The sequence below is a fragment of the Rhizobacter sp. P3_B12 genome, from assembly GCF_056402895.1.
Genome location: NZ_JBFUGN010000090.1, coordinates 1 through 12,137, shown reverse-complemented (window position 1 = coordinate 12,137; position 12,137 = coordinate 1). Strand labels below are relative to the sequence as shown.

Here is a 12,137-nt window from a genome sequence, read left to right as displayed (position 1 = left end):
CACCTGCACCGACTGCGGGCAGGAGCACCCGATGGGCGACAGCGCGGACTACATGGAAGAAGCCGCGCCAGAGACGCACGAGTGCGTGTGCGAGAACGAGGTGTTCGAGCTGATGTCCGGCGTCTCCGTGTACGAGGGCACACATGACGTGCGTTGGTACTACATCGCCTGCCGCTGCGTGGAATGGAATCTGGTCGGGGTTTTCGCAGACTGGAAGTGCGAAGCGGGTGATGCGGCGGCCTTCCTCGCCAGGGTCTGAGCGGCCGAACCCCGCAGAGATCAGCCTCGCAGCCTTGGGGTCACTCTATCCAAAAGCCGCCGTTCACGTCTGGCCGCATCTGGCCGACAACGGCTGCTGTTAAGGACGCGCTGCCTCGATCAGCAAGCCATAAAGCGTGGCGAGCCCCATGCCACCTGTCAGAAGTGCGACGAACCAAAGCCCATTGCGAATTGCAGCGATCTGGCTTGTGGGCTTCAGCGTCCACGACCGCGTGGCCGATGAGAACAGAACCAGAAGACAGAAGGCGCAGGAACCGAGGAAAGCGATCACTGTCGGCCATGCCGCTATTGAGACCTGCTCCTGACCAAGGCCCCCATTGAGCCAGATGCTCAAGCCCAGAAGGACGTTCCATGCTACGACCCAGCTGACGAGAATGCTTGCGCGGATGTGCTTGTGGAGTTCAAGCTTCATGAAAACCTTGTGCGATGCAGCGTGACTCGTAGGCTACCCGAAAGCAGCCCTTGGCGACCGGCAGCAACTGGCCGGCAGCGTGAGTTTGCCAGACCGCTCCAAAGCTGCCCTTCAGCATAGGAGGCTACGCCACCAGGGGTGCGGCTCAGAGCAAGTGCAAGCGGTGACCGCGCGCATCCTTCGTGGCCCTCAACTCGATGGGAGACCATCATGGGCACTGCAGGAAACGCAGTTCATCGCGAACCGTGGAACAAGGGCAAGCTCGTCGGGCAAAAAGCGCCATTCAAGCTCARGGACATCTGGGCCCTGCGCGTCCGGTTGCAGATGGAAGGCCGGGTTCGTGAGTTGGCACTCTTCAACCTCGGCATCGACAGCAAGCTGCGCGGCTGYGATCTGGTCGGCCTGAAGGTCCGCGATGTGTGTCACGGYGATCAGGTGGCCGCGCGYGCCATCGTTGTCCAGCACAAGACCCAGCGCCCGGTTCAGTTCGARATCACGCCGGCCGCCCGAGATGCCGTGCAGGCTTGGATCAAGCTCGCTGGGCTGAAGCCGGAGGACTTTCTGTTTCCGAGCCGCCTCCATGAATCGCTCCATCTCGGTACTCGCCAGTACGCCAGAATCCTCGGGCACTGGGTCTATGAACTGGGGCTGGATCGCGCCGACTACGGGACGCACTTGATGCGAAGGACGAAGGCGACGCTGATCTACCGGCGCACCAAGAACCTCCGCGCCGTGCAGCTGCTCCTTGGGCACTCCAAGCTCGAGTCGACGGTGCGGTATCTGGGTATCGAAGTCGACGACGCGCTCGAGATCTCCGAACAGACTGAAATCTGAGGCGATCGATGGCGGGTGCGCTGGCAGCTTGCCAGTGACGCCGCCTGAACCATGGCCGTATGCTCTCGGTGCGCGTCGGCGGTTCCGGCCACGAGCGGTCCGTCGCCAGTGACCGCTCTCGGGCCGCCCACCGCCAATGCTCTCCGCATGAGMCAGAATGGTTCGGAGGCACCGAACACTGCCATGTTCACCAGTAGACGACACGACCCYGTCCGCAGGTTGCCTGGAGGAACTACAMGATGACCGAAGATAARTCCTCTCAACCGAAAAAAGGCGGCACCAAGGATGGCGCCATCGGCTTCGTTGGATTGCTCCTACTCGTCGCGTGCATGGCGGTGTCGTACTACTACCCCTACCCAAGTGGTAAGCGCCCGGATTTTCTGAGCCTGCTGATGCTCTGGGCACGCGAGGCATTCATCCTCGTCGTTGCGCTCGCTGGCCTTGTCGTACTCGGAATCTCCGCAGGCATCAAGTTCATCAGGAGCCTTCGGGAACCCGGCGCCGAGCGGAAAAGCTGACAAGACTGGCATCAGSCAGTCTTCAGCGAAGCGCTTCGCAGGCACACGTTGGCCGGAGATGCAACGGGTCGCCCCTAGGCCACCAGGCGAGACAGATGACAGGCAACAGTCGGCCAGAAGCGGGCGACTGCGAGAGACGCCTTTCAGGTAGGCTAGGGTCATGATCGTTCCTCCGCCGGTTGAGAAGCTGCCCATCTTCGTTTTGGGCGCTGTGCTAGCGCTTATCGGCGGATTCCTCGCGATGCAGGAATCCATGTTCAGCTGGGCGCAGCTCGAAGCAGTTGCGATGGTCGTCGTTGGCTTGGGGGCGGCTGTGTACGACGCGGCTCGGCGCGTGCGGCATGCTAAGCAGACGGAGAACGACGACGCGAATGCCGATTGATGCTCGCACGGGCTCGCCGTGGTTGGCGCCTGACGGCCAGTACCTGCCAGTCGCCGACGGCAGCTTCCGGGTCGTCTGGCGAGACCATGCACGTACGCCCAGCTAGCATACGCAGCCATGAAGGCACATGTCGATCTCTCAATTTTCGCGTCGCCGACGGAGTCCTTCGGCATGGCTTCCGGCCAACTCGACTTCGAGGTACTACCAAGGCAAGGCGAAATAGTCTCATTCGGCCAGTCAACTGACAATCCACCGGCTGTGTTGCCGCGAATCGACGGCTTTTCGTTCCAGCTCAGAGTCGAAAACGTGATCCATGCGCCTCGTGGCGCAGCATTTTCCGCGATCGTCATGCTCGAACCTGCAGTGCTGCAAAGCAGCGCACAAGCTGCTGCCCTCGGTGAGTACCTGGAGCGAGGCTTCGGACTCTTCGTTGACCCGTTTTGAGGAGGCTCTGTTGTCGGCCATTTCCTGCCGGTCACGAGCGACCGCTTTTGAGTAGGCTCCACGGAAACCGCGAGGCAACTTTCCACCATGGTTGATTCCAACGACTTCGATCCAGAGGATGCAGCGCCCTACGAACCAACGGATGAAGAGATCGCGCAGATGCGCGCCTCCACGTCAGAGGAGCGTTCTGCTGCACAGGTACTCATTCTTCGGGAATGCACAGTTCATTGGCAGAAGGTGGCGAAGATCGTCGGCGATCTCCTCGCGGAATTTGATCAGACCTATCCGCACCTTCCCTTGGCCTATCTGCAGGCGACGATGCAGAAGTTGGAGGACCTGGGGAAAGTCGAAATAGTCGGAGATGTTTGGGCAATGCGCTACTCAGAGATTCGTCTTGCAAGGCCAAGCCTGGGCCCCCGTGAAACCTAGCCATTCAAGCGAGGCGGCAGTCAACGGCGGCCAACTCGGCCCCGTGGTGCCCAGCCTGCTAGGCGACAGTCGAAAGATCACAGTCGGCTACGAACTGTCGCTCATCTGCGACGGCTCCCGGGGCGACTAGCGCTATATGTGGATGCTTTCACAGGTAGTACGATGAAGGCGTCAACCACGTCGAGTGGGCCGTGAAGCCGGTCGGCCACGAGTTCGATCAAAGGGTCTGCCATGAGTCAGAAGGTGCCACCAAAGTGTCCATATTGTGGATTCGGTGTATTCACAAATCGGTATCCAAGGTGCGAACGCTGCGAGAGGCAGCTGCCGAGCGATATGGTTCTCTCGCCAGCGGAGCTGGAGAAGGTCTTTGCACTGGAACGCGAAGAGCGACAAGCAGCCCTCGAAATGACCCGCCGGAAGGAGATGGCTACGCGTGTGAGTGGCCTCGGGACTGAACCGCTGTCCCCTCTGGACTTGTTATCGCTGGGCGACCTTTTGAGTTGAAGTACGGCTGCAGTGAAGCACYGGCTGGGTCGCAGCTTTGATGCGTGGGTCGACAGGCAACACACGGCCACAAGCGGCCTGTCGCGACTGTCGGGTTTCGGGGTTGCCAGCTACCCTCGCCACATGGATCAACAGCAACGCGTTCACCTTGACCTTAGTGCCGATGAGGCGCTCGTGTTCTTTGAGTTCGTTAGTCGCTTCGCGGAGTCTGATCAGTTGTCGATAGCGGACCAGGCTGAGGCCAGGGCTCTTTGGAACCTTTGCAGCCTGCTCGAAAAGCAACTGTCCGAGCCCTTCTCCGCAGCGTATTCGGATCTGCTTGCGCAGGCGCGAGATCGCCTCCGTGATGAAGACACGTAGGCGACTGGCTCTCGACGGCCACGAGCAGCCCATGGCAAACGCCCCCTTTTCGGGCACGTAGGCGTGGCACAGTCGAGGTCGGCTTCGCATCGCGTGCGCGGCGCTTCCATAGCGAGAGTCTGCCCGGCAGGCCGAGCGAGCCTCTCGTGTCAAACGCAAGGACTCACGTGGAGAACGATTCACCTACTGCCGCTTTCCGACTCGGCGCATGCCTGCTGGCGGCACTCGTCGGACTTGCTCTAGGCTTCGTGCCGGCAATCGGGTTCGCCGCTGCTTCAGTATTTCCCTCCGTTCCGTTCGCAGCTTGGGTGTTTGGAACATCCGCCATTCTCGGAGCCGTCTCATATGTCGCCCCTTCCTTTGCGTTCGCGCTCTTCCCTGCTGTGGCGCATATGTTCGCTGGCGCGGCGAAACAGGCGGTCTGGCCAGGACGCAACGATCTTCCTGGTCCAGAGCCCTCCGCGCCCAGCTATCTCAAGGTAGCGTTCTATGCCGGTGCGGTCGCGCTGGTCGTGATCGTTTTGATCGTCAAACGTTCCTCGTAGGGATGGAGTGCCGCTGACGCCTTCACCGACTGGATACCATCTCTTGAGCGTCATGAAACATCTTCTACTCGCACTCGTCGCCTCGTTCGCTGCCTCATCCGCGTCGGCCTGTTCGTCGCCTAGCCAGCCTACAAGTGAGGAGCTGTTCGCAAAGGCCAATTCAGTCTTTCGCGCCCGCATCACAGAGGCGAAGCTGGCCAAGTTCGCCAGCCCACTGAGACCCGGCGAGCAAATCGACGTAGTGGAGGCCAAGTTCGAGGTGAAGGAGGTCTTCAAGGGAACCCCTCCTGGTCTCGTCAGAGACTTCCCGTTCGGTCCAGGAAACTGCAGCCTGGGCCTCCTTCCCGGTGTGGAGTACGTCTTCTTTCCGGGCGAGAACGACTTCGTCCTCATACTCAGTGGCTCATTTGCGTTCCTGAACGCTGAGGGCAACGAGGTCAAGCCGCACCTTGAGGCACTCCGACGCCAAGCCCCCTCGGGGCCACGATGACGCCCAACCTTTCCATCGAGCGGACGCCTTCCAGTTGGAAGGTCACCCCTCACGGCAAACGTTGAACGGCTGCTTCCCAGAGGCTTGCTCAGCCTAAGCCGACTTCCGCTTTGGGTCGACTGTGTGAGTTCGCGGGCGCGCGGAGCGGACGTCCAGCCGCGCCATGTCGAGGCGGAGGCGAACCTCATCTCGCCCAGCGTTGCCGATGGCGGCTCTCAGCGTCAGCATTCCCGCGGTGAGCGGACATTCGAACTCCCTGGCCGACCGGCAGCAACCGCTGCAAAGGCGTCGTCCAGGTTGACTGATTGCTTCAGGCTGGTTGCGGTCGGTCACAGCCCGTCGCTAGCGGCGCAAATCCAGCGGCGACTTTCCGGACCAGCGCTTAAAGGCATGTCGGAAGCTGTTTGCGTCGCTGAAGCCCAGGGCGGCCGCGATGTCCTCGATTGAGAGGTTCGTGGTCCCCAGGTAGTCCAGCGCCAGGGCATGCCGCACGCTTGACGAGAGCTCGCTGAACGAGGTGCCTTCGGCGTCCAAGCGGCGCCGCAGCGTGCGCGAGGTCATGCACAGCGACGAGGCGACATCCTCGATGCTGGGGAAGCGTCCAGGGATGCGGGTGATCTCTTCGTAGACGCGGCGAGTGAGCCCGGCCTGCCAGGCGATCTGCTCCAGCAAGCGCTCGCAGGTCTCGGACATCTGCGCCGCCGTAAGCGGATTTGCCATCTGTGGGGCACGGTCCAGCCACTCGCGCGGATAGTGCAGCTCATTGCTCGTCTGATCGAAGGCCACCGGACAACCGAGTGTCCGCGCCACCTGCTCCGCGTACTCGGGTGGGGGCATCGCATACAGCGCCTGGGCTGGCACGCACCACGGGCCCATCGCATCCTTGACGAGGGTGGCATGGAGCGCGAACTGCATGTCGAGGAAGAAGCGGTACTCGACCGCGCTGAGCTCGAGCATCGCGAGCTCGGCGTGGGTCGGCATGTGCCAGACCGCCTTGCCGCCGTCTTCAGACAGGGTGACGGGCATCACCGGCGTGCCGAGCTCCTGGTAGCGCATCGACATCTCGAAGCCCTGTCGCATGGTGACCGCACAGAGCATGGCGTAGCCGTAGAGGCCATAACTGCTGACGTGAAGACGCTGGCCCACCATCAGGCCCAGGCCGGACGCCGGACACAGCCGCAAGGCGTTGCGTCCGACGGTGAGCAGTTGCTGCACCGAGGTCCGCACGCTGGGGTCGCGGACCTGCTCGACTCTCAGTCCGGTGCCAGCCAGGGCGGTCTCGCTGGCCACCCCGTGCTCCGCCAGGGCCTCCACCACCGTCAGGATCTTGAGGGGCGCATAGACCCTTTCGCGCAGGCTGAGCGCGGTGTGGGCTGAGAACCCGGGGGCAGGCTTCGCGGGTTTCAGGGTGGAGACAGAGACGTCGGGCATGGTCGCGGGCAGTCCGGTGGAGGTATGGGGTTTTCCCGTGGGTGAGTATTGCAGGCGGGATCGCGCCGTTCGTCGCGTTGTCCGAACCGATGCCCAAGCTGTCCGACTCTGACTTTGCGCGGCGCACGCCAACGAACAGACTTCTGTTTGTCGAGCGCACTCTCCAAGCGGTGCGATTGACGGCCCCGCGCGGGCACTTCCGCCCGCGGGGCCGGCGCTCCACGGCATCTCCACCCCAGGCTTTCGGCTCGACCCGCCGGCCCGGCGCCAGCGCTCGTGCTGGAGGGCTGACGACTCCACCCAATTCACCTGTCATGAATGCGTCATCGTCACCGGATCAGCCTCGGATCTCGCCGCTGCGCGCGGCGGTCGGGGTGTTGCTCGGCCTGACCCAGGGGTTCGGGCTCTATTTGGTGAGCAACAACCTCGGTGCCATCCAGGGCTCGCTGGGTGCCACCGCGGCCGAGGCCAGCTGGCTCACGACGGCTTACTTTGCAACGGCGCTGTGGGCCACGCTGCTGATCACGAAGATGCGTCTGCATGTGGGGCTGCGGGCCTTCACGGCGGCCAGCCTGTGGCTGTTCATGGGCGTCTGCGCGCTGCACCAGCTGGCCGACAACCTGAGCTCGGCCGTCGCCGTGCGTGCCGCGCTCGGCCTGACAGCTGCGCCGCTGAGCACGCTCGCGGTCTTCTACATGATGGAGGCGCTGCCGCAGAAGCTGGCGCCGTTGGCGCTGCTGGCCGGCTTCGCCTGCCTGCAGCTGCCGGGCCCGCTGAGCCGCGTGCTGGCGCCCGAGCTGCTGGACGCAGGGCGCTGGCACGGCCTGTTCTCGCTCGACGTGGCGCTGGCGTTGCTGAGCCTGGCTGCCATTCATCTGGTGCCGTTGAAGCCGCAGCCGCGGCGGCCCGCCTTCGACCGCGGCGACCTGCTGGCGTTTCCGCTCTACGCGCTCGGGCTGGCCTTGTTGTGCGTGGCGGTCTCCCAGGGGCGCCTGGCCTGGTGGACCGACGCGCCGTGGCTCGGCCGCTGCATGGCCGGTGCCATCGCCTGCCTGGCGCTGTACGCGCTGGCCGACCTCAACCGCGCCAGCCCTTTGCTGGACCTGCGCTGGCTGGCGCGGCCCTACATGCTGCGCTTCGTGCTGGGGGTCCTGCTGTTCCGCATCGTGCTGTCGGAGCAGACCGTGGGGGTGGTGGGGCTGATGTCGGTGCTTGGCCAGTCCAACGAGCAGATGCGGCTGCTGTTCGCCCTGGTGAGCGCAGGACTGGTGGCTGGCTTCGCGGTGGCCCCGGCGATCGCGGTGCGGCGCGGTGCGCCGCTGCTGTCGGTGCTGGCTGCCGCCTTGGTGGTGCTTGCCGCGTGGATGGACAGCCACGCGAGCGCGCTCAGTCGCCCCGAGCAGTTCTACCTGAGTCAGTCCCTGCTGGCCGTGGCGCTCGGCCTGTTCTTCTCGGCTTCGCTGCTGCTCGGTTTCGGCCCGGTGATGGAGGAGGGGGGGCAGCACCTCGTGAGCTTCGTGGCCGCCTTCAGCGCGGCGCAACTGCTGGGCAGCCTGCTCGGTTCGGCCTGGGCCAGCACCTGGGTGGCGCAGCGCCAGTCCTGGCACTTCGACGCGCTGGCCCGGCAGATGGCCATCGGCGACCCGCAGGTGGCGCAGCGCGTCGCGCAACTCGGCGACTGGGCGGCGCGCGCGATGGGCGACCCGGCGGGCCGCGCTCAACAGGGGATGGTGCTGCTGCACCAGCAGATCACGCGTGAGTCCTTCGTGCTGGCCTACAACGACTTTTTCCTGCACACCGCCGCCCTGGCCGCTGGCCTGTCGGTGTGGCTGGCGGTGCTGGCGTGGCGCGGGCGGCGCCGCCGGGCCGCCGCCACAACGGCCGCGGCCGCCATTTCTGCCTGACAACCAACGACCTGAAGTCATGTCCAAGTTCCTGAAGACCGGCAACGTCCTCGTTGCGGCGGCCGCGCTCGCCGGCATCGCGCTCGTCCTCCATGCCTGGCGGTTGCCGCCGTTCCGCGACGGCATCGAGGCCACCGAAAACGCCTACGTGCGCGGCAGCGTGACTGTCATCGCCCCCAAGGTCGATGGTTACGTGGCCGAGGTCCTGGTGCAGGACTTTGCCGCCGTCGAGGCCGGCCAGCTGCTGGTGCGCCTAGACGACCGCAACTACCGCCAGCGCCTGGCCCAGGCCCAGGCCACGCTGGCGGCGCAGAAGGCCAACCTGGCCAACGTGGTGCAGGCCCGCCATGTGCGCGAGGCCGGCGTCGCCAGCGCCCAGGCCCAGCTGGCGGCGGCGCAGGCCCAGCAGTTCAATGCCGACGCGCAATGGACGCGCGCCCACGCCGACCATCGCCGCTCACTGGCCCTGGTAGGCGACGGCTCGGTGTCGCAGCGCGAGCTCGAGCAGACCGAAAGCGCGTTGCGCCAGACCGAGGCCGGACAGCGCCAGACCCAGGCGCAGGCCCAGCAGGCCCGTTCGGCCATCGCCTCGGCACGGCAGGAGCTGCGCGCTGTGGAGGTGAACCGGCAGGCCATCGAGGCCGCCATCGAAGGTGCCCAGGCAGTGGTGCGGCTGGCCGAGATCGATCTCGAGAACACCCGCATCCGCGCGCCGCGCAGCGGGCGGCTGGGCGAGATCGGCGTCAAGCTCGGGCAGTACGTGACGCCCGGCGCCCAGCTGCTGGCGGTGGTGCCCGAGCAGGTGTGGGTCGTGGCCAACTTCAAGGAGGACCAGACCGCCCGCATGGCGCCGGGGCAGCCCGCACAGCTGCAGGTGGACGGCCTTGGCCACGCGCGGCTCAAGGGTTGGGTGGAGCGGCTGTCGCCGGCGACGGGCTCGGAGTTCAGTCTCTTCCGCGCAGACAACGCCACCGGCAATTTCACCAAGGTAGCGCAGCGCATGCCGGTGCGCATTGCGGTGGATGCCAACGAGCCGCTGGCAGGCCGACTGCGGCCGGGCATGTCGGTGATCGCCGAAGTCGACACGGAGTCGCTGCACCCATGAAGCCGCCGCGTCGTTCGCACCTGCTGGCAATGCCAGGCGTGCTTTCTTTGGCACTGACGCTGGCCGCCTGCGCCGAGCGCCCGGTGCAGGCCGTACCGGACCGGGCCACGCCCGCGGCATGGCGCCACGCGGCGGGCAGCCGGCGCCTGGAGGCAGACTGGTGGCAAGGTTTCGGCGACGCCACGCTGACGCGGCTCGTCGGCGAGGCCCTGGCCCGCAACCAGGACCTGCGGCAGGCGGCCGCCCGCGTGGCCGAGGCCCATGCCCTGGCGGTGGCGCAGCACGCGGCCTTCTGGCCGAGCCTGGACGTCGGTCTCGGTGCAGCCCGCTCGCGCAGCATCAGCGACGTCACGCTGAAGCCTTATCTCTCCACCGGGCACCAAGAGCTGTTCCAGGCCGGCTACGAGGTGGACCTCTGGGGCCGCATTGACGCGCTCGCGAGCGCCGCCGACAGCAGTGAACAAGCGAGCCGCGCCGCCCGCGACTCGGTGGCCCTGAGCGTGGCGGCAAGCGTGGCCCAGGCCTACATCGGCCTGCTCGAGCTGGATGCGCAAATGGCACTGGCGCAGCGCACGCTGGCCTCCCGTGAACGCTCGCTCGCGCTGGTGAGCCAGCGCCGCGGCCAGGGCCATGCCAGTGCACTCGACCTCGCGCAGGCCGAGGCCGAGCGGCATGCCAGCGCCCAGGTGCTGCCGCAGCTCCAGCGCGCGCTGGAACGCCAGGAGGCGCAGCTCAACCTGCTGCTGAACCGCGCGCCCGGGCCTGTGGAGCGTGGCGGCGCGCTGAGCGCGCTGCGGCCCTGTGCGTTGCCCGATGCCGGCCTGCCTTCCGAATTGCTGCGCCGCCGGCCCGACGTCTATGCTGCCGAAGTGCAGGTCGCGTCCAGCGATGCACAGCTGGCCGCGGCCCGCTCGCAATGGCTGCCCTCGCTGCGTCTGAACGCGAGCCTCGGCCGCACCGGCGCCAGCGTGCTGCGCGGTGACCCGTTCACGATCTGGAGCCTGGGCGGCAGCGTTCTGGCGCCCCTCTTCAACGGCGGGCGACTGCAGGCGCTGGCCGATGCCAGCGCTGCGCGGCGCGACCAGGCCCTCGCCGGATACGAGCGCGCCGTTCTGGGCGCCTGGGCCGAGGTGGAGATCCAGCTCAACGGCCACGCGCAGCAGCAGGCCCAGCTGGGCGAGGCCCTGGCCCAACGCCAGGCGGTGGCTGAGTCGCTGCGGATTGCCGGGCGGCGCTTCCGCGAAGGCTACGCGTCCCACCAGGATGAATTGCTGGCCGAGCGCAACCTGTTCGCGGTGGAGCAGGGCGTGCTGAGTCTGCAATCCGGGCTGCTGCAGAACCAGGTGGCGTTGTTCCGTGCACTGGGCGGCGGCTGGTCGGTGGCGTCGCCATGACCGCAAGCTGTCCCGCAGCATGACCCTCGCCAGTGAGTGAGCTGCGCCTGTCTTCTCAACTCCTCTGGTACTCGCCCAGCCCCACTGCTTCAAGGAGCGCTCTCATGAGCACTGTCAGCATCTTGTTATCGACCTTTGTCTTGTCGGTGGTTGCGTTGCTGGTCTTCATCTGGACACAGCGAAGCGCCCTGTTCGAGCCCCGCGCCCGGGGGAGCGAAGTCATCTTCGCGCCGGGCGAGATCGGTCGCTCCGAAGATCCCGCCTCCGGGATTCTTCCGCCGGCGGCCAACGCGGAACTGATGCAGCGCGCCAGGGCCGATGCATCGACCGCGCCGCTCGTGTTCTTCTTTCTCTGTTGCGCTTTCGCGTGGCTGCTGGTCGCCTCGGCAGCGGGCCTGACTGCCTCCATCAAGCTGCATGCGCCGGACTGGCTGGCGGCGCAGCCCTGGCTCACCTTCGGTCGCATCCGCACGGTTCACCTGAACGCCGTGGCCTATGGCTGGGCGCCCATGGCGGGCCTCGGAATCGCGCTGTTCATCATCCCGCGCCTGCTGAAGACGGAACTGGTCGGCGCGAAGTACGCCTTCCTGGGCGCCGCGCTGTGGAACGCCGCGCTCGTCGCGGGCCTCGGCGCCATCGCAGCCGGCTTCAGTGACGGCCTGGAGTGGCTGGAGATCCCTTGGCAGATCGACGTCCTGTTCGTGGTCGCCGGCGCGTTGGTGGGCATGCCGCTGGTGCTGACGCTGCAGAACCGCAAGGTGGACCATCTCTACGTGTCGGTCTGGTACATGGGCTGCGCACTGTTCTGGTTCCCGGTGCTCTTTCTCGTCGGCAACCTGCCGGGCTTGCACCGTGGCGTGCAGCAGGCGGCGATGAACTGGTGGTTCGGCCACAACGTGCTGGGCCTCTTCTATACGCCGCTCGCCCTGGGCGCCGTCTACTACTTCCTGCCCAAGGTCATCGGCCGGCCGGTGCAGAGCTACAACCTGTCGCTGCTGGGCTTCTGGGGCCTGGCCTTCTTCTACGGCCAGGTCGGCGGCCATCACCTCATCGGCGGGCCGGTGCCCGGGTGGCTGGTCACGCTGTCCATCGTGCAGATCGTGCAG

14 protein-coding genes and 1 pseudogene are annotated in these 12,137 nt (G+C 65.8%); 13 read left to right on the top strand and 2 right to left on the bottom strand.

Going from position 1 to position 12,137, the window contains the following annotated elements; genetic code table 11:
- A pseudogene (locus AC1D01_RS07815) lies at positions 1-259 on the top strand (hypothetical protein); the annotation flags it as partial.
- A 99-nt stretch (positions 260-358) separates the two neighbouring features.
- On the opposite strand, the gene AC1D01_RS07810 reads toward AC1D01_RS07815, so the two are convergent.
- Positions 359-691: a hypothetical protein gene (locus tag AC1D01_RS07810; protein WP_477865491.1), complete on the bottom strand. Its 333-nt coding sequence runs from the start codon at positions 689-691 to the stop codon at positions 359-361.
- A gap of 210 nt (positions 692-901) precedes the next feature.
- Here AC1D01_RS07810 and AC1D01_RS07805 point away from each other — a divergent pair, with 210 nt between their 5' ends.
- From AC1D01_RS07805 to AC1D01_RS07770, 8 genes are all read left to right on the top strand, one after another.
- Entirely contained in the window at positions 902-1,525 is a 624-nt protein-coding gene (locus AC1D01_RS07805; RefSeq protein ID WP_477865490.1) for a tyrosine-type recombinase/integrase, read from the top strand.
- Between the two features lie 239 nt (positions 1,526-1,764).
- Entirely contained in the window at positions 1,765-2,043 is a 279-nt protein-coding gene (locus AC1D01_RS07800; RefSeq protein ID WP_477865489.1) for a hypothetical protein, read from the top strand.
- A gap of 160 nt (positions 2,044-2,203) precedes the next feature.
- The gene (locus tag AC1D01_RS07795; protein WP_477865488.1) at positions 2,204-2,425 is read left to right on the top strand and encodes a hypothetical protein; all 222 of its coding nucleotides are present in this window, start codon (positions 2,204-2,206) and stop codon (positions 2,423-2,425) included.
- A gap of 117 nt (positions 2,426-2,542) precedes the next feature.
- Positions 2,543-2,869 carry a hypothetical protein gene (locus AC1D01_RS07790; protein ID WP_477865487.1) on the top strand — a complete coding sequence of 109 codons (327 nt, stop codon included), beginning with the start codon at positions 2,543-2,545 and terminating at the stop codon, positions 2,867-2,869.
- A gap of 87 nt (positions 2,870-2,956) precedes the next feature.
- Entirely contained in the window at positions 2,957-3,298 is a 342-nt protein-coding gene (locus tag AC1D01_RS07785; protein WP_477865486.1) for a hypothetical protein, read from the top strand.
- Between the two features lie 627 nt (positions 3,299-3,925).
- Positions 3,926-4,162, top strand: a complete 237-nt coding sequence (locus tag AC1D01_RS07780) for a hypothetical protein (RefSeq protein ID WP_477865485.1) — start codon at positions 3,926-3,928, stop codon at positions 4,160-4,162.
- Between the two features lie 167 nt (positions 4,163-4,329).
- On the top strand, positions 4,330-4,707 hold the full coding sequence (locus tag AC1D01_RS07775; protein WP_477865484.1) for a hypothetical protein: 378 nt from the start codon (positions 4,330-4,332) through the stop codon (positions 4,705-4,707).
- Between the two features lie 43 nt (positions 4,708-4,750).
- Positions 4,751-5,197, top strand: coding sequence for a hypothetical protein (locus AC1D01_RS07770; protein WP_477865483.1), 447 nt, complete (start codon positions 4,751-4,753; stop codon positions 5,195-5,197).
- 342 nt (positions 5,198-5,539) lie between these two features.
- On the opposite strand, the gene AC1D01_RS07765 is transcribed toward AC1D01_RS07770, so the two are convergent.
- Entirely contained in the window at positions 5,540-6,628 is a 1,089-nt protein-coding gene (locus tag AC1D01_RS07765) for an AraC family transcriptional regulator (protein ID WP_477865482.1), read from the bottom strand.
- 314 nt (positions 6,629-6,942) lie between these two features.
- On the opposite strand from AC1D01_RS07765, the gene AC1D01_RS07760 reads away from it, so the two are divergent.
- From AC1D01_RS07760 to AC1D01_RS07745, 4 genes are all read left to right on the top strand, one after another.
- The gene (locus AC1D01_RS07760) at positions 6,943-8,532 is read left to right on the top strand and encodes an MFS transporter (protein ID WP_477865481.1); all 1,590 of its coding nucleotides are present in this window, start codon (positions 6,943-6,945) and stop codon (positions 8,530-8,532) included.
- Positions 8,533-8,551: 19 nt separating this feature from the next.
- A complete protein-coding gene (locus AC1D01_RS07755) occupies positions 8,552-9,637 on the top strand; it encodes an HlyD family secretion protein (RefSeq protein WP_477865480.1) in 1,086 nt (361 codons plus the stop codon).
- On the top strand, positions 9,634-11,031 hold the full coding sequence (locus tag AC1D01_RS07750; RefSeq protein WP_477865479.1) for an efflux transporter outer membrane subunit: 1,398 nt from the start codon (positions 9,634-9,636) through the stop codon (positions 11,029-11,031). The genes AC1D01_RS07755 and AC1D01_RS07750 overlap by 4 nt, the downstream gene beginning before the upstream one ends.
- 104 nt (positions 11,032-11,135) lie before the next feature.
- The coding region (locus tag AC1D01_RS07745; RefSeq protein WP_477865478.1) for a cbb3-type cytochrome c oxidase subunit I at positions 11,136-12,137 on the top strand (1,002 nt) is incomplete at its 3' end.

Bases quoted from the DNA above. Each gene is read 5' to 3' on its own strand.
- AC1D01_RS07810 (WP_477865491.1), bottom strand. From the start codon at position 691: ATGAAGCTTGAACTCCACAAGCACATCCGCGCAAGCATTCTCGTCAGC.
- AC1D01_RS07795 (WP_477865488.1), top strand. From the start codon at position 2,204: ATGATCGTTCCTCCGCCGGTTGAGAAGCTGCCCATCTTCGTTTTGGGC.
- AC1D01_RS07790 (WP_477865487.1), top strand. From the start codon at position 2,543: ATGAAGGCACATGTCGATCTCTCAATTTTCGCGTCGCCGACGGAGTCC.
- AC1D01_RS07785 (WP_477865486.1), top strand. From the start codon at position 2,957: ATGGTTGATTCCAACGACTTCGATCCAGAGGATGCAGCGCCCTACGAA.
- AC1D01_RS07780 (WP_477865485.1), top strand. From the start codon at position 3,926: ATGGATCAACAGCAACGCGTTCACCTTGACCTTAGTGCCGATGAGGCG.
- AC1D01_RS07765 (WP_477865482.1), bottom strand. From the start codon at position 6,628: ATGCCCGACGTCTCTGTCTCCACCCTGAAACCCGCGAAGCCTGCCCCC.
- AC1D01_RS07760 (WP_477865481.1), top strand. From the start codon at position 6,943: ATGAATGCGTCATCGTCACCGGATCAGCCTCGGATCTCGCCGCTGCGC.
- AC1D01_RS07755 (WP_477865480.1), top strand. From the start codon at position 8,552: ATGTCCAAGTTCCTGAAGACCGGCAACGTCCTCGTTGCGGCGGCCGCG.
- AC1D01_RS07750 (WP_477865479.1), top strand. From the start codon at position 9,634: ATGAAGCCGCCGCGTCGTTCGCACCTGCTGGCAATGCCAGGCGTGCTT.